The following is a 21,144-nucleotide window of genomic DNA, read 5'->3' as shown; positions in this document are numbered from 1 at the left end:
AGCGGTGGAGGACTCTAGATTGTGAGTTATGCCGTGCGTGTACGGATCGCGATTCCTTTGCCGCGAAGACCGGATACCCGCTATTTCCAGGCCGATTTGTCGACGTCCCAGCGCTGGGCTTTGAACTGTTTCGCCAGCGCATCCAGCGTGCCGCTGTCATTGGTCTCGTTACTCTCGCCGTCGTCCGCTGACAGATCGTCGGTAAGACCGAGCCTCGGCCCATCGGTTTCGTCCGCAGTGCTAGTCGAGGGAGCGCCGACCCAGAGCATGATATGATCGGATTCATCGGGCCTGTCAGGGCCTGGCAATGCTGTCACTTTGATGGTGTCGGTCAACCCGAGCGCCGGAACCAGCACGCTGGGGCGTTTGAACGTCAACGTCAGTTTGCCGGTGTTGTCACTCCATTTTGCTGACGCCGGCTTTGCATTCAAAGCTTTTTCCAGCACACCGGAGATAGCGGTCGCAAGCTTGTCGCGATTGAGTTTGCCCTTGTCACGCCATTCTGCGGCCGGAAACCGGATGGTGCGCTCCATATCGAACATCCCGGCGCTCCAGCCCGCGGCGACCACGCCGGGCGTTGCTTTCAACCGAGCGAGAAGGGAGGGGGCGCGCTCAGGATCGACGTTGATGTCGATGACCTGCGCTCCCGCCCGCAGCGCCTCGCAAGTCACCTCGAGGCTGTTCAGCAGCACCTCGACATTTTGTTCTCTCAAACTTTTGAGCAGGTCGATCGCTGCGTCGATCTTCACTTTCACGGCGATTGCTTCGGGAGATACCTCGGTGAAATCCTTCGGCGATGCGCTGATGCCGTCATCGGTCATCCGGGCATCGTTGAACTCAGCCTCGCTGAGGTCGGAATTGTCTGTCGAGGTCACGTCGGTAACTTTTTGGCCGACGCTGATCCTGCCCCCGAACTCGAAGGTATCGCCTGTGGGCTTGCGTGTGAGCTTCACCGTGACCGGCAGCTTGTCGGCGATGCTTTGTGTGCTGCCGGTCAGGGTCGAACCGTTCACCGCGAGGTTGGCGACGAAGCGGTCCTTGCGGCTCGAGCCTTTCTCCGCAGGGTAACACACATCGAGAACGGCGCCCGTGACCGTCTTGCCCTGGCGGGTCTCTTTAAGGATAACGTCCGCATTGCCCTCCATCAGTCCGTCGATGGAGGTGAAGTATCTCACCTCCGCGCCGGGCGTAGCTTTGGGAAGCGGCCGGTCTTGCGCCCGCAGAGGTCCCGGTAAAGCCATCGTTAGACTGATCAGGCACAGCCGCAGCGCGCGCATGGAGAATCCCCGCTTGTCGAATCGGCCCTTACCCTAAAACCCACTTCGCGAAAAAAGAAGGCCGCCCGGAGGCGGCCTTCTGACGAAGTCGTGCCGTTGAAGGAACTCAAAAGCCCATGCCGCCCATACCACCCATTCCGCCGCCGCCCGGTGGCATAGCCGGAGGCTCTTCCCTGGGCAGTTCGGCGACCATGGCTTCGGTGGTCACGAGCAGCCCTGCGATCGACGAGGCATCCTGCAAGGCGGTGCGCACGACCTTGGCGGGATCGACGATGCCCTTGGCGATCATGTCGACATATTCTTCCTTTTGGGCGTCGAAGCCGAAGGTCTCGGTCTTGTTTTCGAGAACCTTGCCCACCACGATGGAGCCCTCGACGCCGGCGTTTTCCGCGATCTGACGGATCGGCGCTTCCAGCGCCTTCAGTACGATGTTGATGCCGGCCTGCACGTCCGGGTTGTCGTTGTTGATGCGGCCGACCGCCTTCTTGGCCCGCAGCAGCGCCGTGCCGCCGCCGGGCACGATGCCTTCCTCCACCGCGGCGCGCGTGGCGTTGAGCGCATCCTCGACGCGATCCTTCTTTTCCTTGACCTCGACCTCGGTCGCGCCTCCGACACGGATTACCGCAACGCCGCCGGCGAGCTTGGCCAGACGTTCTTGCAGCTTCTCGCGGTCATAGTCGGAGGTGGTCTCCTCTATCTGCGCCTTGATTTGTCCGACCCGTGCCTCGATGTCCTTTTTCTTGCCGGCGCCGTTGACGATGGTGGTGTTCTCTTTGTCGATCAGCACTTTCTTGGCGCGGCCCAGCATATTAACGGTGACGTTCTCGAGTTTCATGCCGAGCTCGTCGGAAATGAGCTGGCTGTTGGTCAGGATGGCGATGTCCTCCAGCATGGCCTTGCGGCGATCACCGAAGCCCGGTGCCTTCACTGCGGCCACTTTCAGGCCGCCACGAAGCCGATTGACCACCAGCGCGGCCAGCGCTTCGCCTTCGACATCTTCCGCGATGATCAGCAGCGGCTTGCCGGATTTCACGACCGCCTCGAGCACCGGCAGCAAAGTTTGGAGGCCGGTCAGCTTCTTCTCGTGCAGCAGGATGTAGGCGTCGTTCAGCTCGGCCGCCATTTTCTCCGCATTGGTGATGAAGTAGGGGCTAAGATAGCCGCGATCGAACTTCATGCCCTCCACGATATCGACGTCGGTTTCGAGCGACTTGTTCTCCTCGACGGTGATGACGCCATCATTGCCGACCTTCTGCATCGCCTGCGCGATCATCTTGCCGATCGAGGCGTCGCCATTGGACGAGATGGTGCCGACCTGAGCGACTTCGGCCGAGGACGCCACCGCCTTCGCGCGCTTCCCGATGTCCTTCACCACGGCGGCGACGGCGATGTCGATGCCGCGCTTGAGATCCATGGGATTCATGCCGGCGGCAACTGCTTTCGCGCCCTCGCGGACGATGGCCTGTGCCAGCACCGTGGCGGTCGTGGTGCCGTCGCCGGCGAGATCGTTGGTCTTGGAGGCGACCTCGCGCACCATCTGAGCGCCCATGTTCTCGAACTTGTCCTCGAGTTCGATCTCCTTGGCAACGGTGACGCCGTCTTTGGTAATGCGGGGCGCGCCAAAGCTCTTTTCGATCACGACATTGCGGCCTTTCGGGCCGAGGGTCACCTTCACAGCGTCGGCGAGGATATCGACGCCGCGCAGCATGCGTTGGCGCGCGTCGCCGGAAAACTTGACGTCTTTGGCGGCCATTGAATGTTACTCCTGGTTTGTTGTGTGCCGCTTCCCTTGGGCGTCTTTGCCGAGCATAGCCGTTCGAAGAACGGCGTCGCTTCGCGCCTATGCCGGCATCCATCGTTTTGAAAGATGGATGCCCCGATCATGTCCGGGCATGACGCTTCAATCGAAGCGGTTGATTGCGGAGGGACGCTAGCCGACGATGCCCATGAGGTCGGATTCCTTCATGACGAGGAGATCCTGGCCGTCGAGCTTGATCTCGGTGCCCGACCACTTGCCGAACAGCACCTTGTCGCCGACCTTGACATCGATCGGCGTGAGCTTTCCGGTTTCGTCGCGTCCGCCGGGACCAACGGCCACGACCTCGCCCTGGGAGGGCTTTTCCTTTGCCGTGTCGGGAATGACGATGCCGCCTTTAGTCTTTTCCTCGGCATCAATCCGTTTGACCACAACACGGTCATGCAGCGGACGAAATTTGGTCTTAGCCATAACGCTCCTCCGGGGGTTCGCAGGACTCTGAATTGCCATCGATGGATGCATGCGCTCTGATTCACGACGGCCGAGCGATTCGTATCTTTTTGGCAATCATATTCCGAGAGTGCTATTCGTGGGCGGGGATATGGCTTGGCAGCCATGCTGTCAAGCAAGCCTCTTAAGCCGTTGGTGAGGGCGTGTAGGATAGACGCAAGCATGTCGTAGCTTCTCCGCCTTGGCGAGTGCGGGTGCTGCGATCTCATTTTTTAGGTCCGGCTGCTGGGGGCACAGCGGTCGGAAATTCGGTCAGGGTGTTTACAATGGTCAAATCAGACGGCGGACGCGCGGCTTTGAACCTTGGGGCGGCCGCGGCCCTGGCGGTGTTTCTCGGCGGATGCGGGTCGTTCGGCTCGATCGGACTGTCGCCGCAGCCGGCGCCCCCGCCGCCCGTCGAGCCCGAGATCCCGGCCACGGTCCGTGCCGAGGAACTGGTCGGACGGTGGGGTCTTGCGTCCTATCAAAATCCGAACGACCGGTCTCGGACCGAGGCCGCGGCCAGGGCGCAGTGCAAAAATCCTTACGTGATCAGCGCAGGCGGCAATGGCGGCGTCATCATGCATCTTGCCGACGAGGCGACGCCGCAGGAGTTGCGGCTTAAGGGTAGCCAGAGTGGCAAGAACTACATCGGGCCGGAAGGCCCCCCCGGCGGTCCAAAAGATCGCGAGATCGTCTCCTTCGACGGCCACGTGCTCATCACGCGCTTCATCGACCCGGATGCGGCGACCCGCTACGGCAACATGGTTTATATCCGCTGTACGCCTGCGGCCGCGTCGGCCCCCCGCCACACGGCGGCAAAGCCACAGGCCCATTAGCTGGGCTACGCGCGATCGATTCAAACCAAATGCCCGGCGCCGACGGCCGGGCATTCTCAATGAGGGATGTGACGCTTCCTGAGGCTAACCGAACAGCGCGTCGATGTCGTCCTGGGAAGCGTGTCCCTCGTCGCCTTCGAGCTTCGGACCGTTCAGCAGCTTCGCATCGCCGACGCGATCGTCGACGATCGGTGGAGCATGGGCACGGATGGCGTCCACACCGCCCCAGATATCCATCATGACATTGATATGATGCTCGATGAACTTCATCGTGCTCATCACCTTGGCAATGCGCTGGCCCGTGAGATCCTGGAAATTGCATGCCTCGAAAATCGAGATCACGCGCTCCTGGATTTCCTCACTCAGCAACCGAGCCTGCTCCGGCGACGCCGCCTTCGACAGCGCGCTGGCCGACTGATCGATCGCTTCAGCCGCCTCCAGGATGTGTTGGGTCGCTTGCTCGGTACCTCCTACCACGGCGCCAAGCTCGTCGGTCACCTTCGCCATCTCGTCGCCGCTGAAACTCTTGCCATGTAGAACCGCGATTTCCTGCTTGGTGCGGCTGATGGCGTCGTAGATCAGATCAAGTTCGGTCTTGAGCTTTTCGCATTGCTCGATTTGTGCGCGATAGGTTTGCAGCAGCATTTGTGCTTCGGCGACCTCGCGGCTGGTGGTCCCGTCATTGGCCGCTCCGGCCGCTTCGTCCGGGCCGTCGAGGCTCGGAGCTCCCATCTGTTGGCGGATCGCCCGCAACTCCGCCATGATTTCACGATGCACCGGCATTGGCGCATCGTCGACGACGGCTGTAATAACCGGCGTGCCGCCGTTCAGGATTTCCTCGACGCGGAAGCGCTTGCGTTGAACAGCCATCATATTCCCCGGCTTTTGGACTCGATTGCCTTTTACACCGGCGTGTTTTAACGCCCGGTTCATGCGGGAACTGTTCGCGACGAATCCGCACGAATCCGCAGCGCGCAGAGCGTTTTCGTTCATGGAAAATAAACGCTACGGGAAAGAACCCCGTCATATCGACGGCGTGGTGAATCAAGCCGCCGTTCCGTTTACCAAACCGACGCGGTTTTAATTCTTAATCGCTGTGCGGGAGGGATGCGCCATTGACGCGACTCCCAGCGACCATCCACGGCAAAACAGTGCAGAGTACGTCGATGTTCAGACACATATCCTTCGCGCTCCTTGCGGGCGTGTCGCTTGCCGGCCTCGGGATCCAGCAGGCTTTTGCAAGAGACCCACAGGCCAGGTTCTTCACCCAGCCGACCGCCGTCTACGCCGATCAATCCACGCCGCAGCCGTCCGAGCAGCGCCTTGCATATGCCGAGCGGCCCAACATGGGCGGCGGCTTCATCGAGTCGCTGTTTGGAGATGTCCAGCAACAGGGATCGCATTATCCGCAACAGCGCTATGATTCGCGCCCGCTCTATGCGCCGCAACCGCAGCAGATCATGCTGCAGCAGGACGCGAGCGAGGCCGCTCATCCCGCATTCGATCCGAAATTCGAGAGGCAGCTCGTCGAATATCACGGCAAGGAAGCCGCCGGCACCATCATCATCGATACGTCGAGCAAGTTCCTTTACCTTGTGCAAGGCGGCGGCACGGCGCTTCGCTACGGAGTTGGCGTCGGCAAGCCCGGTTTTCTGTGGGCGGGCGTCAAGACGGTATCGGCGAAGAAGGAATGGCCCGCCTGGACTCCGCCTGCAGAGATGCTGAAGCGCCGCCCCGATCTTCCTCGCCACATGGAGGGCGGCCCCCAGAACCCGCTTGGCGCTCGCGCGATGTATCTCGGCTCATCGCTCTACCGCATCCACGGTTCCAACGAGCCGTGGACAATCGGCACCAACGTATCGTCCGGCTGCATCCGGATGCGCAACCAGGACGTCATCGATCTCTATGATCGGGTTCGCATTGGCGTCAGAGTGGTTGTGATCTGACGCCCGATCATCTTCCCAGATGACAACGGCCGCCTAGAGCCCCGTTTCTGACGGAATCAGAAGCGGGGCTCTCAGATTTGATCTGACGCGTTTTCTTCACACGAACCGGTATCCACTTCGCTCGAAAACGCTTCAGCCGTTGTGCTGTTGAGGACCGGAGACGTCAGGTGTCCTCTCCTTCGTCGAAGTCATCGAAATCGTCGAAGTCTTCGGCATCGATATCGTCCTGATCATGATCATGATCATGGTCATGGTCGAGTGAGCCAGTCTGCGATGGGTTGCCGTGCCGTTGCGATCCGAGGTCGTTCACACCGGCATCGCGTGCCAGATTGCTTCCTGATTGATCGCCGGCGCCGCCCGACGGGTTGGACGACCTGCCGAGGCTGCCGGAATCGCCGAAGCTGCTGGCACGGGCTTCGCCGCCGCCCATCATGGAGCGGATGCTATTGAGAAGCAGACCGCCGCCCACGGCTCCCGCGGCGGCGGCCGCCGCCGTTCCGAGAAACGAGCCGCCGCCTGCTTGCGGAGGCGGGGTGCCATAGGGCGAATGGCCGGCTCCCTGATCAAAGCGTCCGGCTTGTCCGGTTTGCTGCAACGCCTCACCGGTATTCCAGGCCGGGCGGCCAGAAGGCGCTGGGGGGACATTCGGGACCGAGCCGCGCGGCGCGGGGCCGCCGAATAAAGTCTCGCGCATCTGGTCGAGAAATCCGCCCCCCGAGACAGCCTGATTGCCGGCTCCGCTGGCCTCAAGCTGCTGAATGCGCTCGTCGGCGCGCTTCAGGGCTTCGTCCTGCACCAAAACCGTTTGCACCAGCGTGTAAAGCGCGTTAGGCGCGCGCCGCAGGCCCTCGGCGATAGCTGCCGCGGCGGCGGGATCGCGCGGCGTGTTTTCGACGCTGGCGAGGCGGGTGAAGAGGTCGTCAACCAACTGTCGTTCTTCCGGCGTCATGGCGCTCTCCCAAAAAGATGGCTGTTGGGATGTAGTGGTATTCTGTGTCGCAAGTAGTGCCGCCGGAGAATATTTTCGCGGCGGACAGATCAGCCCAATGTCACCCGGTTGGCAATCAGCATGTCCCCGAAGCTATCTCCGGCCAGGAATTCGTACTCCCGCTCGCGCTGGTCGGTGAGGGGATCGAGCGCGAGCAAGATTTCATCGACGAAGCCGGGGTGGCACATGATCAGACCGCCATCCGGCAAACCGTTCAGAAATCCCTGCATCAGCGCGGCGAAGTCAGACTGCGCGAAGTCATAGGCGCCGGCGAAGGCCGGATTGAAGCGGATGCCGGCGCGCGCGGCATGGCGACGAAATCCGGCGCTTAAGAGATCCAGGAGCAACGCCTTCGGCGCGGCGAGTTGTTGCGTCAGCGGGTGTCGGCTGCGGCCACACTGCCGCACCCATGCGTCGGGTGCGGCTGTCTTGACGGCGGTCAGGAAGGCGCCCCGCACCTGAGGAAAAATCTGCACATGCTGATGGCCGTCGACATACTCGGGCGCGCGGCCGAATCGTTCCACAAACGCCCCGATCTGCGCCGTCACCTCGTCGAAAATCATCTCGGGCTCGAGCCGGCGCGACAGGCTGGCGCGCAGCATCTTCGAGAGCGGGAGAAACAACCCGCCATCCAGAGGCCGGTAATGCAGGGTGAGCGGATGAAACGGCGCGGTTAAAGTGAGGTGCAGGCCGATCGCGCAATGCGGATGGCGCGCGCACGCCACCTTCAGCGCCTCCACCTCATCGCGTCCCGCGGCGGGGCCGACCACCATCACCGACGTCGCGTTGATACGCTCCCGTTCGATGAGATCGCGGATCGCGCGGTTGACGCCCGGACTGATTCCGTAATCGTCTGCGCACAGCCGAATCCGACGTTGCGGTTCATCGCCGCTCATTCGGCGACGGTCCGATGCGGCCCGCCGTCGGCCGGCTCGGGTTCGGCCTGCTTCATGCTTTGCTCGGCGACGACATAGATCGGCCGTGCCTTCAGTTCCGAGAGAATTTTTCCGATGTATTCGCCGACGATGCCGATCATCAGGAGCTGCACGCCGCCAATCGTCATCATGCCGACAAACAATGACGGATAGCCGGGAACCGACTCGCCGTCGACCCAGGTTTCCCAGAGGATAGACAAACCGAACAGGAAGGCTGCGAGCGCCAGCAGCAGGCCGAGCAGGCTGGCCAGTCGCAGCGGCGCCACCGAAAATGATGTTAGCCCCTCGATCGACAGACCGAGCAGCCGCGCGGCATTGAAGGTGGTCATGCCGTGAGTCCGAATGTCGGGCTCGTAGTCGACGCGGAACTGACGGAAACCGATCCAGCTCGCGAGGCCCTTGAAGAAGCGGTTTCGCTCCGGCATCCGGCGCAGCGCTGAAGCGGCACGAGGCGACAACAGGCGAAAATCGCCGGCGTCTTCGGGAATCCGCTGGCGCGCGCCCCAGTTGATGATCGCATAAAAGCTGTGCACGCCGATCCGCCGCAGCAACGACTCGTTCGTCCGGTGCGCCTTCGCGGTGTAGATGACATCGTAGCCGTCGTTGATCCAGTGATCCACCAGCCGTTCCACGAGATCGGGCGAATGCTGGCCGTCGCCGTCCATGAACAGCAGCGCGCCGCGCTGCGCGTGATCCAGGCCCGCCATCAAGGCGGCTTCCTTGCCGAAATTGCGCGACAGCGAAACCACCTGCACGTCCAGCGCGGTGGCGGGAAGCGCGCGGGCGAGGTCGAGCGTGTCATCGGCGCTGCCGTCATCGACATAAACGACTTCGCAGGCGAGGCCGAAGCGCTGCCTCAGCTTTACCGCAAGCGCACTGAGACGTTCGTGCAATTGCTGGAGCCCGGCGGCTTCGTTGTAAACGGGGACGACGATCGACAGACCTTGCGCGGACGCGGTGGCCTTATCTGCAGGCAGACCTGGAAGGCTGGTAGCTGGAGTCATCGGTCGGTTCCGACGGGGTCAATTCATTCCAGTTTGTAGGGTAGTAAGTGACAGCGTGCGCTTCAACGGGCGGAATGCACGATTCTACGTCCGCAGGAACGCTTCCAGCTTCGCGAAAAGCGGGTTCTCGCGATCGAACACATAGTCAAGCGAGGCGATCGACACCGTTTCAGCGCCGTGTTGCCTTAGAAAACCGGCGAGCGCGTAAAGCCGGTCCGGCGGGCAATGCAGCGTAACCATCCCGGAGGATGTTGGTCCTCCGAACGGGGAGACTACGCCGAAGCGATCATGTGCCTCTGTGAAGAGTGCAGTATCGCAGCCGGTGAAGCGGGTTCGCACCTCGCGGTATTGGCTCGCGCGGGCGCGGGCGGCGATGTGGTCGAGAATGATCCGCGTCGTTTCACGTGCACCGCTGGACCAGTCCGCGTCGCGTGACGCGACCAGATTGGCCTGGCTGCGCAGGATCACGCCGTCGTCCAGCACCCTGAGGCCGTTGGCGGTGAGCGTTGCCCCGGTCGTCGTGATATCGACGATCATCTCGGCGGTGCCGACCGCGGGCGCGCCTTCGGTGGCGCCAGCGCTCTCGACGATGCGGTAATCAACCACGCCGTGCGAAGCGAAGAAAGCGCGGGTCAGGTTGATATATTTGGTTGCGATCCGCATCCTTCGGTTGTGCTGGGCGCGAAACCCGGTCGTCACGTCGTCGAGGTCGGCCATGGTACGCACATCGATCCAGGACTGCGGCACGGCGACAACCACGTTGGCGCTGCCGAACCCGAGGCCGTTGATCAGCGCCACGCGTTTGTCGGCGTCGACGATGCTTTCGCGGATCAGATCTTCGCCGGTGACGCCGAGATGCACCAGGCCGCGCGCGAGTTGTGACGCGATTTCGCTCGCAGAGAGATAGGCGATTTCGACGTTATCGAGCTCGGCGATAGTGCCGCGATAGTCACGTACGCCCCGCGGTTTCGAGAGCGTCAGCCCGGCGCGGGCGAAAAACGCTTCGGCATTTTCCTGCAAACGGCCCTTCGAAGGCACGGCTAGAACGAGTGGCGTGGTCATTGCGCGCTCCCGCCGATCCGGCTCGCGGAAGATACGTCTGCGGACCGCGTCAACGCCTCGATCCAGACCGCGAAGCCGACCGCCGGGATCGGTGCGGCTGCCCCAAGTCGCGTCATAAGGTCGTCGTAGCGCCCGCCCGCAACCAGTGGCTCGTCGTCCTGGTCCTTGCGCTGCAGTTCGAATTCAAAACCGGTGTAGTAGTCGACGCCGCGGCCGAAGGCGGTAGCGAAGCTGATACTATCAGTTTCTACGCCTCGCGCGGCCATGAAGCCCGTACGGCTTTCGACTTGATCGATCGCACGGTGAATATCGAGCCCGGCGTCTGAGGCGAGTGCGCGCAATTGGCCGAGCGCGTCATCCGGATCGCCCGATATCGCAAGAAACCGCTTGATGATCGTCAACGCCTCGTGCGGCAGCGCGCCGCTCTTCAGGGTGGATTGTTCGAGGAAGCGGTCGGCGATCTCATCCAAAGAGCGGCCGCCGACAATGGTCGCGCCTGCGATCGACATCATGTCGGTCACCAGCGCTAAGGCCGCTTTGCGATCGGAGCCTGCGAGAGCCGCCAGCACGCCTTCGTATTCCTTGTGCCCCGGTCCGGACGCCAGCGTCAGTCGTTCAATATCCAGCGCGAGGCTGACCTTGCGGTTGAAATCCTTCATCAGCCGACGCCGCCATACCGGATAAAGGTCGAGCGAATCGATTAACGCGGTGAACAGCGCAACGTCGCCTGTACGGATGTCGACGTCGGCGATGCCGAAAGCTGCAACGGCTTCCAGACCGAGCGCGAGCATTTCGGCGTCGGCGGCGGCGCGGTCCTGGCGGCCGAATGATTCGATGCCGGCCTGCGGGAATTCGCTTGAGCGGCCGCCACGATAGCGAAACACGGGTCCGAGATAGCAGAAGCCGGCCGGCTTGCCGGCCTTGCTGGACGCGAGATAGTCGCGCGCGACGGGGATGGTGAGGTCAGGACGAAGGCACAGTTCCTCGCCTCCCGAATCGGATGTGAGGTAAAGGCTCTTGCGGATATCCTCGCCCGAGAGGTCCAAAAACGGCTCGGCCGGTTGAAGGATGGCTGGTTCCGCCTTGATATAGCCAGCCTGTATGAACGACGACAGCAGGGCTGCTGCCCGGGCGGCGGTTCCGGTCACCCCAACGGCTTGCGTGTCGGTCATGATATCGTCCAAGCTTGCGCGCCGCCCACGGGTGTCGCGCCCCCTGCCTAACATATTGAAATTCGATGTATATCGATGGCACGGCGAAGTCGCCGCGTCGCCGGTCAACATCATTTGCGGCAGCCCATAGCACGGCGGGCGGTGAGTTTCGACCTCGTTCCGCCGGCTATTTGCCGAGAAGGTTGACGGCGACGGACGGCGCCTTGCGTCAGAATTTCATCGACGCGAACAGGCGCACGTTGCGGCCGGGCTGCAATACCTCGTCCTTTTTGTAGGACTGGTGGAAGCGGATGTCGTCGTTGAGCAGGTTCTCGCCCTTTAGGCCGACGGTGAGCGTCACCGGCCAGTCGCCGTTCGGCAACGTCGTCGTGTGATTAATTTCGGCGTTCAGAAGGTTATAGCCCGGCGTCGGCGTTTCAAACGCGCCGAGGTTGTTTTGGGCGAAAGCGTGCAGCAAGTTGACGCGTGCCGTCCAGCTTGCGTCGCGATAATAGACCCCGCCACCGAGCCGCTGCGGCGGAATTTTCGGCACGAAACTGCCGTCGAGGAATACCGCGTGGACGATGTCGTATTGCGCCTCGACCCCGAACACGCCGTTCCACACTCGCGCCACGTCATGCTCGATCTGGATTTCGCCGCCGGTGAAGCGGGCGTCGCGCTGCGAATAGATGATCTGGTCGTAGGTCGCGCCCGGCGTGCCGCAGGAAGCGAAACTCTCGCTACAGCGGACGCCGGTGAAGTTCTTGAAGATGAAGTTCTGATAGCGGGTGTGATAGATCGACAGTTCGAAACGGTTATCGCCACGTGCGCGCTTGAGACCGAGTTCGACGGTGTTCGCCTTTTCCAATGTCATGGTCGGATCGCCGATCTCGAACGTGCGCGGCGTATCGTGCGGTCCCTTGTAGAACAGCTCGATGGGATCGGGCGCGCGCTCGACATGCTGCAACGTGGCGCGCGCGACGATGTCGTGCGGTAGATCGTAGAGCAGCCCCGCGCTGGCGCTGATTGGCATGAAGCGGCGATCGACCGGAAACACCGTGGGTTGATTCGGCGGTGGCAGGAACGTCGCTGGAAACCGTGCGCCGGTGCCGTCGGTTTCGGTCTGCTCGATACGAAATGCCGCCTGTGTTCGCAGATTTTGCGTGATCCGCAGTTCCTCGAACAAGAAGGCGGCGAGATTGGCATTCTGCGCCGGTGCGAGCAGGGGATCGGTCGCGCCGGCGACCGATAAATTGCGCCGGCTCCATTGCACGCCACCGGAGCCACGCAATTCGCCCAGCATGGTGGCGAACGGCAGGTGCGTGACCTCGACGCGGGATTCCAACTCCTGGTTCTTGAATCGCGAACCGATCAGCGCGGCGGCGCCGACGCCGTTGATCTCGTTGTGCTTGTAATCGGAGTAGCCGAGCCAATAGCGCACCGTATCGATGCCGCTTTCTCCCACGCGCCACTCGCCGCGGCTCGCCCATTTCTGCTGGTGCAGGTCGATGTGGTTCTTCACCCTGGCGGAATCGATGCCGGGGATGAAGTAGGTCATCGCCGTATCCTGAAATGACATGCCGACGAAACCACGATCGAAAATGTAGGAGCCGCCGACCGCATGGCCATCGGAGCGATAGCTGGAATTGGCCTGAATGCCGCCGGGGATACGATAGTCGTTGGCCTGCCGGGCGTATGCGTCGGCATGGATAGCGACGTTGCTGCCGCCGGCATCGAGTTGTACCGCGCCGTCGCGGCCGGTGCTGACACTGTTGAGGCCGCCGCGTGCCTCGAATGCGATGCCGTTCTTCGGAATTGTCGTTGGGATGCGGTTGTTGCTGGCGCTGACCACGCCGCCTGTCGCCTGCGAGCCAAAGCGCAACGTGCCGGGACCGCGAATGACCTCGACGTTCTGTGCCGATAGCGGATCAATCGTCACGGCGTGGTCTTCCCCGAGATTGGCCATGTCGCCGGAGCCGATGCCGTTTTCCTGGGTTCGCACCCGGAAACCGCCGAGGCCTCGGATCACCGGGCGGCTCGCCACCGGCGAGAACGACGTTGCCGAGACGCCGGGCGTGGTCCCGAGCGTGTCGCCGAGCGAAGCGGCGCCGCGCCCCAGCACCTGCTTCGCCGTGAGCAGGCTTGCTGAGGCGAGGGGCACGTCGGCGCGAGGTTGTTCCGGCACGGCGGGGAGCGGCGTCGGCGCCTGCACTGGCCTCCGCGTTCGAGTGACGCGCCGAACGGCGACGCGGACGCGGCGTTTGGCGCGCTTCGGCGCGTCGACGGTGATTCCGGGCAGCAGCTGCCCTTGTGCCCGCGCCTCCATGGTTGGGGAGCCGATCAGGCACACCATCCCCGCGACCACACCCAAAACTACCCCACGCATACTTTTACTTTTTCCTGCGATTAATTTGCAATTGCATATAAGATGCAGATGCAATTCACTTGCAAGTGGAAAAAATGGTCGGAAGCCGAGAGAGGCAGGAATACGTCATGGCAGGGGCTTGCTCCGACCATCGGCGGGACTGTCGAGTCGGAAAAGCCGAAATAGGCCGACCATTACGGGCGGCGGCCGAAACAATCTGACTTTGTCTTTTGAGATGATCTGTCGCGCGAGCCTGACCCGGTGCTTCCGCTATTCTGGCTGCCAGTCCCCCAGCACGGTCTGGACAAGAGCGAGGACGGCAACCGCGGCGGTATCCGCCCGCAGGATGCGCGGTCCGAGCGACAGGCGCAGGGTATGAGGTTGGTTGAGCAGGCTTTCCCGCTCGTCTTCAGCGAAGCCGCCTTCGGGACCGACCAGAACGTCGATGCCTTGCGCGACGCCGCGCATGGGCTCCAGCGTCCGCGCCGGACTTGCCGTCAAAGCGGCCTCGTCGCAGAATACCAGCAGGCGTTCGGGGGCGCGCCGGCCGAGCCAACCATCCAGGGACACCGGCTCCTCCACCGCAGCCAGGCTGAGGATGCCGCATTGCTCGGCGGCTTCGATGACATTGGCGCGCATCCGATCGCCGTTGACGCGCCCGACCTGCGTGAAGCGGGTCAGGAGGGGCTGCAGTGCGCAGACCCCCATCTCCACAGCTTTCTGAACCATGTAGTCGAGCCGGGCATGTTTCAGCGGCGCGAACGCGTAGCGCACGTCTGGCAGGTGGTCCTGTTTCCTCGTCACGGCGACGATTTCAAGATTTTCCGGACGCTTGCGGCCTGAAATTGCTGCGCGCCACTCGCCGTCGTGGCCGTTGAAGACCAGAACGTTTGTCCCGGTCCCAAGGCGCAGGACGTTACCAAGATAGTTGCCCTGATTGCGGTTGAGCGGGATTCTGTTGCCCGCAGCAAGCGGTGCATCGACATAGAGCCGGGGACTGCGAAAGTCGGTATGAGGCATGAATGAATCCTGCGCGAGCACTTTACTAGAGCAGGGCGAGGAAAATTGCGTAGCGATTTCCGTTCCCATCAAACCCGATGAACAATTTGCCTTGAACAATGCGGGCTGCGGCATCATTCCGATGGAAAATGTGGGATATTGGGGACGTTGCTGATTGCGGCGCGACCAAGCGTCGCGCTCTCGCCCAATTCGTCGGGTTGTTAGGAATCGGCCGCGATCGTACAAATCGGACATCAAGGCAGGTCGTTTGTTGATAAAGGTTGGCTTGGGCGTTTGACCCTGCCGGAGGAATGCTGTGATCATTCTGCGCATGATCGTTCCGTTGACGCTCGCGGTTTTCGCTATCGGCACCACGGGCGCGCTCGGTCAAACACCGTTTCCGGCGCCATTGCCTAATAGCTCAACCGGAACGGTCAACGATCCGGCGTTTCCGCCGGTCAACGGGGCGCCCACGCAGAACGCTGCTGCGCCTCAGGACTCGCCGTTTCCCCCCGTCAACGGAACCTCTGCGACGGCAGGCGCGCCCGCTTCGTTTCCGTCCGGAGGCGCAGCGCCGGTGGGTAGTTTCGGAGCGCCTGCGCGCCAGCAGGCGGGCCCGCCCGGTGGCGAAGATTGCATGAAGGAATTTATGCCGCTGCGTGAGGTGGCTGAGAAACGGGGCAAGTTGATCCAGACCGCCAGCGCCCGTAAAGCGCCGCCCGACGAAGCTTGCAAATTGATCGGGCAGTATTCGCAGGCGGAAGCCAAGATGATCAAATTCATCGATACGAATTCCCGGAGATGTGGAATTCCCGATAATGTCGGGACGCAGATGCGCAACAACCACAAGGCGACCGAGACGATGGAGCAGAAGGTTTGCGACGTGGCGAAGCAGGCGCAGATGCGCGGCCCGGCCGGCCCGAGCCTCAGCGAGGCTCTTGGGTCGGCATCCGGCGGATTGCCTGAGGCAACCACGCCGAAGAAGGGCGGCAGCACGTTCGATACCTTGAGCGGCAACGCTCTCACACGATGACGGGATTTTGATGAGCGATGCGGCTGCGCGCGTCGCGGACTCGGTCGGCAATTGGGTCGATAGCCGCGCGCCGCTGTGGGCGCGCCCCTATCTCAGGCTGTCGCGGCTGGACCGCCCGATCGGGTCGTGGCTGCTGTTGATACCGTGCCTATGGTCGACGGCGCTGGCTTCGCACCTCGCCCGTGACGTGAGCCAGCTTCCTCTCACGATTGCGCTGTTTCTCATCGGCGCGTTTGCGATGCGCGGCGCTGGCTGCACCTGGAACGATATCACTGACCGCGATCTCGATGCGCGCGTGGAGCGTACGCAGTCGCGCCCTATTCCGGCGGGACAGGTTACGGTGACACAGGCGCTCGTGTTTCTCGTTGTGCAGGCGCTGGTCGGGCTGGTGGTGCTGCTGCAGTTCAACCACTTTGCCATTGCAACGGGAATTGCCTCGCTCCTCATTGTTGCGGCCTATCCTTTCATGAAGCGCATCACCTATTGGCCGCAGGTCGTACTCGGCCTCGCGTTCTCCTGGGGCGCGCTGATGGGATTCGCAGTTGTGCTGGGCCGCATCGATGCGGCCGCGCTGGCGCTGTATGCGGGGACGGTCGCATGGGTGATCGGCTATGACACGATCTATGCACATCAGGACGCAGACGACGACGCGTTCATAGGCATCAAGTCCACCGCACTGCTGTTTGGTGAGCGCACGCGCTTAGCGCTGGCGATCTTCTACGGGCTGGCCGTCGTCCTGATCGGCGTTGCCGTGCATCTTGGGGGCGCGCACTGGCCGGCATGGATCGGCCTTGCGGCCTTTGCCGCGCATCTCGCCTGGCAGATCGTCCGGATCGAGATCGGCGACTCCCGGCTCTGCCTGTGGATTTTCAAGTCAAACCGCGATGCAGGACTGTTGTTGTTCGCAGGGTTGCTGGCCAGCGCGTGGCTATAGCCGGGACATAATCCCGAAACGGTTCTAACGCCCTGCAATGAACGAATAGAACGAATAGCCGAGGATGCTTTCTCGAACGTTTAGTGTCGCGCGATGATCTCGCGTTCGCCCCGATAGATTGCTGCGGGGTTGAGCAGATCACCGCCGCGCCGCCGCATCAGGAAGGTCGGGCGTCGCCCGCTGATGGTATTGCTCCGTCGCCGACGTGGCGCAGGATCGCGCCTGTCGTCGGCAAGCTGAGGAAGCGCGAGGATCTCGCTCCAGGCTTGCCACGCTACGGCACGTTCATCGGCGTCCTCGGTCACAAGAAGGGGAATGACAAGCGACGGATCGCGGTGAAGCAGCACGAGCGCTCGACCGTCGGCAGTCTCGCGCACGGTGACGCCGATGAATTCGCTGACGCGTACGCTGATTGTCATTTTCATGCCGCGCACCGCGCGGTGCAGCGTCACGCACTCGCGATGAAGTTCGATCTGCCGGATGCCGCCGTCGGCTCGGCTGTCGCGCGCGGCGAAACTGACAGGCAGTGAAAGAGGGTCGAGCCGCAGGCTACGGCTCGACCCAGCGGGATTGATCCCGCCTGTTGCTGTTTGACGCCTCACGGCTTCACTCTCCCCGCCGGAATTATGTTTCCGGTCGATGGGCGAGAGCTTGCCAGAGCGCGGTCCGGATTTGCTTAAAAAGGCTGGTTAATCGAAGGTAGCCCGCCTACCATTCGCGCGCATGATTGACAGACCGTTGGTCGACATGCTTGACGGGTTCTTGCCGGGGCGCGGATAATCTTTAATACCCGCTTCATTGAATGCTTGAAGTCCGCGTAGAACAAGCACATCTCATGACGGACCCGCTTGCGCGCCGGTCTTGTCGAAGACCCGGGGTTTTATTCGTGATATCTTCACCAAATTCATCGACGGAATCCATCGTATCCGAGCTGTTCGATCAATCCGCCCTCAGTGAACTTGCCGGGCGGCTGGTCGAGGCGGCGAAGCGCGCAGGCGCTGATGATGCGGATGCGGTTGCCGTGCGGGGCGTCTCACAAGGTGTCGAGGTTCGCGACGGCCGCGTCGAGGAATCGGAGCGGTCGGAGGGCGATGACGTTGGACTGCGTGTGCTGGTTGGCAGGCGGCAGGCCACCGTCTCGACCAACGATGTCGGCGGCGACAATGTTGCGAAGCTTGCCGAACGCGCGGTCGCGATGGCGCGCGTCGCGCCTGAGGATCGCTATGTCGGACTCGCCGACCCGTCATTGCTGGCACAAAATTTCCCCGATCTCGATCTGCTCGATCGTGTGATGCCGTCGACGGCGGAACTCGAGCGCAGAGCGGTCGAAGCTGAGGCGGCAGGTCTTGCGGTCAAGGGCGTGACCAAATCCGGCGGCGCGTCGGCGTCCACCGGCATCAGCGGCATGGTATTGGTGACGAGCACCGGTTTCCACGGAAGCTATCTGCGTTCGAGCCAGGGCATCTCGATGATGGCGATCGTCGGCGACGGCACCGGCATGGAACGCGATTACGATTTCAGTTCCGCGCTTCATGGATCTGATCTCATGTCTCCGGCCAGCATCGGCCGCAGCGCGGGCGAACGCGCGGTAGCGCGCGCCAATCCGCGCAAGGTTGCGACCTGCAAGGTGCCGGTGGTGTTCGATCCTCGCGTCGCGGGCTCGCTGGTCGGCCATGTCGTGAGCGCTGCCAATGGTGCGGCGATCGCGCGCAAGACCAGTTTCCTGAAAGATCGGCTTGGCCAGCAGTTGTTCGCGAAAGGAATCCGGATCGTCGACGATCCATTGCGGATGCGTGGTTTGCGCTCGCAATCCTTCGACGCCGAAGGGGTCGCGACCAAGAAGCTCGCGGTGATCGACGACGGCGTTCTGACGTCATGGCTATTGGATTCGGCGACCGCGCGGGAGCTTGGACTAACCACGACCGGTCACGCCCACCGTGGCGTTTCATCGTCGCCATCGCCGGGATCGTATAACCTGCATCTTGAGGCGGGAGAACTGACGCCGCGCGAATTGATCGCGGACGTCGAACAGGGTTTCTACGTTACCGACCTGATCGGCTCCGGCGTCAACGGCGTGACCGGCGACTATAGTCGCGGCGCTTCCGGATTCTGGATCGAGAACGGCGAGATCACCTATCCAGTCAGTGAGATCACCATTGCCGGGCATCTGATCGAGATGTTCAAATCGCTGACACCTGCCAACGATCTCGCGTTTCGCTACGGCACCAACGCACCGACCGTCCGCATCGAAGGGTTGACTGTTGGTGGGCTCTAAGGGGTCCGATTCTAAACATTCGCATCGCGTTTCAGTGAGCGTTCTTGCGAATGTTGGAGTCAGAGAACCGCTAGAAATTATAAGGTTCGAGCAGGGTTCTGAATTTGACATTCGTATCGGGAGATTGCGGTTCAGGTGAGTAGCGAGTGTCAAATCCACTCCACTAGCGCCGACGGCCGCGCCGACATTTTAGCGCGGGACCGCGCCTTACTGATCGAAACGGTGCGCGAGGCGGGATTGCTGGCGCTTGCGATGCGCCGCACCCAGCTGCGAACCTGGACCAAGGGAGTGTCGTCCCCGGTTTCGGAAGCGGACATCGCCGTTAATGATCTTATTGCCAGCAAGCTGCGCGCGCTTCCGGATTACGGCTGGTTGTCCGAGGAAAGCGCCGACGATCTCTTGCGGCTCGGCAAGAGGAGGGTGTGGATCGTCGATCCGATCGACGGCACGCGGGGCTATCTCGCCGGCCATGACGAATGGTGCGTCAGCGTCGCTCTGGTGGAGAATGTCTCGCCGCTGCTCGCGGCTGTGTTCGCGCCGGCTACGGACGAGTTTTTTCTTGCTGAGCGCGGGCAGGGCACGACCTGCAACGGTCTTCCGGTCGGGGCGACCCACGGCGACGATCTGGATTTTTCAAGAATCGCAGGGCCGAAGCCGCTTCTGGAAAAACTGGACCTGCGGCCGAACGATGCCGCCCTTTGTCCGAGGGTCAGTTCGCTGGCGTTACGACTATGCCGCGTGGCGAACGGCAGAATCGACGCGGCGTTTGCCGGCGGCCAGAGCCACGATTGGGATCTCGCCGCGGCCGATTTGATCGTGAATGAGGCGAATGGTAAAATGACCTCGCTCGGGGGCGAGCCGATCCTCTATAATCGTGCCGAGGTGACGCACGGCGTGTTGGTCGCGGCTGGCCATTCTCGCCACGCGCGCATTCTCGCGCATGTTCGGGATCGTCCGCTGGCATAGGTTGGCTGCTGACTTTGATGGTATTTGCCTGACGGCCGGCGACATAGTAGGACAACGGGCAATGCAGCCAGGCAGTCCGCCCCAGCAGTTGCTCCATCTCGTGATCGGAGGCGAACTGACCGATCTCGCGCATACGACCTTCAAGGACCTCGACGAGGTCGAGATCGTCGGCCTTTATCCGAACTACGCATCGGCCCATGCCGTCTGGAAGGCGAAGGCGCAGCAGACGGTTGATAACGCCCACATGCGGTATTTCATCGTGCACCTCCATCGGCTGCTCGATCCTGGTCAAGATACGAAGCCCGCCCGTTGAGAAAACTGCTTCGCAATTTGCTGCGCTCCCGCGGGTTTCAGCAGTTCGCAGGCCTTCTGGCCGCGGGCTTTTTATGGCTGGTTTGGCAAACCAACAGGTTCAGCTATGATCCCGAGGATGTTTACGACATAGTCGAGCCGCAGATGCCGGTGATCCTCGCGTTCTGGCATGGACAGCATTTCATGACGCCGTTCATCAAGCGGGCGGAGCATCGCGGCAAAGTTCTGATCTCGCGCCACCGCGACGGCGAGTTTAACGCGCTCGCCGCGGAGAGGCTGGGGATTGAGACCATTCGCGGCTCCGGCGACCACGGCTCCGCATTCAATCGCAAGGGTGGCGTCGGGGCCTTCAAGGAAATGGTCCGTGCACTCGAGGAGGGCTACAACATGGCCCTGACCGCCGACGTGCCGAAGCGCTCGCGGATCGCCGGTCTCGGCATTATCATGCTGGCGCGTGAATCGGGGCGGACCATCATGCCATTTGCAATGGCGACGAGCCGCTTCATCCGCCTGAATAACTGGGATCGCACGACGATCAACCTGCCGTTCGGACGCGGCGTCCTGGTTGGCGGGGAGCCGATTGCGGTTCCTGCCGACGCCGATGCGCAGATGATGGAGATGCTGAGGGTGCGGCTGGAGGCGACATTGAACGATGCGACGCGACGCGCTTACACGAAAGTCGGCCGGCCCGAACTCGAGGCTGGTCCCGAATACGAGGCGGGTCATGCCTAGAGCATGATCCCGAAAAGTGGAATCCGGTTTTCGGATGAGATCATGCTCAATCAAAGGGGTAGGGTTAGATTCTGGTTCAAC

Annotated in this window: 21 protein-coding genes; 9 read left to right on the top strand and 12 right to left on the bottom strand. The window is 62.1% G+C overall.

All coding sequences use genetic code 11. The features are described 5' to 3' along the window. Positions 1 to 80: 80 nt before the first annotated feature. The 3 genes from GGQ85_RS02550 to groES form a co-directional block, all read right to left on the bottom strand. The gene (locus GGQ85_RS02550; protein WP_309773241.1) at positions 81 to 1,277 is read right to left on the bottom strand and encodes a hypothetical protein; all 1,197 of its coding nucleotides are present in this window, start codon (positions 1,275 to 1,277) and stop codon (positions 81 to 83) included. 106 nt (positions 1,278 to 1,383) lie between these two features. Beyond that, on the bottom strand, positions 1,384 to 3,030 hold the full coding sequence (gene groL, locus GGQ85_RS02545) for a chaperonin GroEL (RefSeq protein WP_309773240.1): 1,647 nt from the start codon (positions 3,028 to 3,030) through the stop codon (positions 1,384 to 1,386). A 177-nt stretch (positions 3,031 to 3,207) separates the two neighbouring features. Next, entirely contained in the window at positions 3,208 to 3,504 is a 297-nt protein-coding gene (gene groES / locus GGQ85_RS02540; protein WP_309773239.1) for a co-chaperone GroES, read from the bottom strand. A gap of 305 nt (positions 3,505 to 3,809) precedes the next feature. Between groES and GGQ85_RS02535 the strand changes: the two genes are divergently transcribed. Continuing rightward, entirely contained in the window at positions 3,810 to 4,361 is a 552-nt protein-coding gene (locus tag GGQ85_RS02535; RefSeq protein ID WP_079447591.1) for a hypothetical protein, read from the top strand. 84 nt (positions 4,362 to 4,445) lie between these two features. Here the strand turns inward: GGQ85_RS02535 and GGQ85_RS02530 are convergent, their stop codons facing one another. Continuing rightward, positions 4,446 to 5,231 carry a protein phosphatase CheZ gene (locus GGQ85_RS02530; protein WP_079447698.1) on the bottom strand — a complete coding sequence of 262 codons (786 nt, stop codon included), beginning with the start codon at positions 5,229 to 5,231 and terminating at the stop codon, positions 4,446 to 4,448. A 296-nt stretch (positions 5,232 to 5,527) separates the two neighbouring features. Between GGQ85_RS02530 and GGQ85_RS02525 the strand changes: the two genes are divergently transcribed. After that, a complete protein-coding gene (locus GGQ85_RS02525; RefSeq protein ID WP_079447590.1) occupies positions 5,528 to 6,307 on the top strand; it encodes a L,D-transpeptidase in 780 nt (259 codons plus the stop codon). A 163-nt stretch (positions 6,308 to 6,470) separates the two neighbouring features. Here GGQ85_RS02525 and GGQ85_RS02520 read toward each other — a convergent pair whose 3' ends face one another. The 7 genes from GGQ85_RS02520 to GGQ85_RS02490 all read right to left on the bottom strand — a co-directional run bounded on the left by GGQ85_RS02520 (position 6,471) and on the right by GGQ85_RS02490 (position 14,832). Then, on the bottom strand, positions 6,471 to 7,256 hold the full coding sequence (locus GGQ85_RS02520; RefSeq protein ID WP_309773238.1) for a DUF2076 domain-containing protein: 786 nt from the start codon (positions 7,254 to 7,256) through the stop codon (positions 6,471 to 6,473). 89 nt (positions 7,257 to 7,345) lie between these two features. Then, positions 7,346 to 8,191 (bottom strand): ChbG/HpnK family deacetylase, encoded by an 846-nt coding sequence (locus GGQ85_RS02515; RefSeq protein ID WP_309773237.1) that lies wholly within the window; start codon positions 8,189 to 8,191, stop codon positions 7,346 to 7,348. Continuing rightward, entirely contained in the window at positions 8,188 to 9,234 is a 1,047-nt protein-coding gene (locus GGQ85_RS02510; protein ID WP_309773236.1) for a glycosyltransferase family 2 protein, read from the bottom strand. Before GGQ85_RS02510 ends, GGQ85_RS02515 begins: the two co-directional genes overlap by 4 nt. 84 nt (positions 9,235 to 9,318) lie before the next feature. Next, positions 9,319 to 10,296 carry an ATP phosphoribosyltransferase gene (gene hisG / locus GGQ85_RS02505; RefSeq protein ID WP_079447586.1) on the bottom strand — a complete coding sequence of 326 codons (978 nt, stop codon included), beginning with the start codon at positions 10,294 to 10,296 and terminating at the stop codon, positions 9,319 to 9,321. Then, positions 10,293 to 11,468 (bottom strand): ATP phosphoribosyltransferase regulatory subunit, encoded by a 1,176-nt coding sequence (locus GGQ85_RS02500; protein WP_309773235.1) that lies wholly within the window; start codon positions 11,466 to 11,468, stop codon positions 10,293 to 10,295. Before GGQ85_RS02500 ends, hisG begins: the two co-directional genes overlap by 4 nt. Before the next feature lie 208 nt (positions 11,469 to 11,676). Beyond that, positions 11,677 to 13,833 (bottom strand): TonB-dependent receptor, encoded by a 2,157-nt coding sequence (locus GGQ85_RS02495; protein ID WP_309773234.1) that lies wholly within the window; start codon positions 13,831 to 13,833, stop codon positions 11,677 to 11,679. A 249-nt stretch (positions 13,834 to 14,082) separates the two neighbouring features. After that, positions 14,083 to 14,832 carry a 16S rRNA (uracil(1498)-N(3))-methyltransferase gene (locus tag GGQ85_RS02490; RefSeq protein WP_309773233.1) on the bottom strand — a complete coding sequence of 250 codons (750 nt, stop codon included), beginning with the start codon at positions 14,830 to 14,832 and terminating at the stop codon, positions 14,083 to 14,085. Here GGQ85_RS02490 and GGQ85_RS02485 point away from each other — a divergent pair. The 3 genes from GGQ85_RS02485 (at position 14,831) to ubiA (ending at position 16,778) form a co-directional block, all read left to right on the top strand. Beyond that, positions 14,831 to 14,986, top strand: coding sequence for a hypothetical protein (locus tag GGQ85_RS02485; protein ID WP_158081542.1), 156 nt, complete (start codon positions 14,831 to 14,833; stop codon positions 14,984 to 14,986). The genes GGQ85_RS02490 and GGQ85_RS02485 overlap by 2 nt on opposite strands. Positions 14,987 to 15,130: 144 nt before the next feature. Next, a complete protein-coding gene (locus GGQ85_RS02480; RefSeq protein ID WP_309773330.1) occupies positions 15,131 to 15,844 on the top strand; it encodes a hypothetical protein in 714 nt (237 codons plus the stop codon). Between the two features lie 10 nt (positions 15,845 to 15,854). Next, a complete protein-coding gene (gene ubiA, locus GGQ85_RS02475; protein WP_309773232.1) occupies positions 15,855 to 16,778 on the top strand; it encodes a 4-hydroxybenzoate octaprenyltransferase in 924 nt (307 codons plus the stop codon). Positions 16,779 to 16,858: 80 nt separating this feature from the next. On the opposite strand, the gene GGQ85_RS02470 is transcribed toward ubiA, so the two are convergent. Then, entirely contained in the window at positions 16,859 to 17,380 is a 522-nt protein-coding gene (locus GGQ85_RS02470; RefSeq protein WP_079447583.1) for a DUF6101 family protein, read from the bottom strand. Positions 17,381 to 17,664: 284 nt separating this feature from the next. On the opposite strand from GGQ85_RS02470, the gene GGQ85_RS02465 reads away from it, so the two are divergent. The 4 genes from GGQ85_RS02465 (at position 17,665) to GGQ85_RS02450 (ending at position 21,063) form a co-directional block, all read left to right on the top strand. Continuing rightward, positions 17,665 to 19,053 (top strand): TldD/PmbA family protein, encoded by a 1,389-nt coding sequence (locus GGQ85_RS02465; protein WP_309773231.1) that lies wholly within the window; start codon positions 17,665 to 17,667, stop codon positions 19,051 to 19,053. Positions 19,054 to 19,188: 135 nt separating this feature from the next. After that, on the top strand, positions 19,189 to 20,019 hold the full coding sequence (locus GGQ85_RS02460; protein WP_244553518.1) for a 3'(2'),5'-bisphosphate nucleotidase CysQ: 831 nt from the start codon (positions 19,189 to 19,191) through the stop codon (positions 20,017 to 20,019). Positions 20,020 to 20,080: 61 nt separating this feature from the next. Next, positions 20,081 to 20,332: a DUF4170 domain-containing protein gene (locus tag GGQ85_RS02455; protein WP_309773230.1), complete on the top strand. Its 252-nt coding sequence runs from the start codon at positions 20,081 to 20,083 to the stop codon at positions 20,330 to 20,332. After that, entirely contained in the window at positions 20,329 to 21,063 is a 735-nt protein-coding gene (locus tag GGQ85_RS02450) for a lysophospholipid acyltransferase family protein (RefSeq protein WP_309773229.1), read from the top strand. Before GGQ85_RS02455 ends, GGQ85_RS02450 begins: the two co-directional genes overlap by 4 nt. The last annotated feature ends 81 nt before the right edge of the window (positions 21,064 to 21,144 follow it).

It is taken from the genome of Nitrobacter vulgaris (assembly GCF_031453995.1).
GTDB lineage: Bacteria > Pseudomonadota > Alphaproteobacteria > Rhizobiales > Xanthobacteraceae > Nitrobacter > Nitrobacter vulgaris.
Note: the sequence above shows the minus strand (reverse complement) of the source record. Positions and strands in the feature narration are given on the sequence as shown.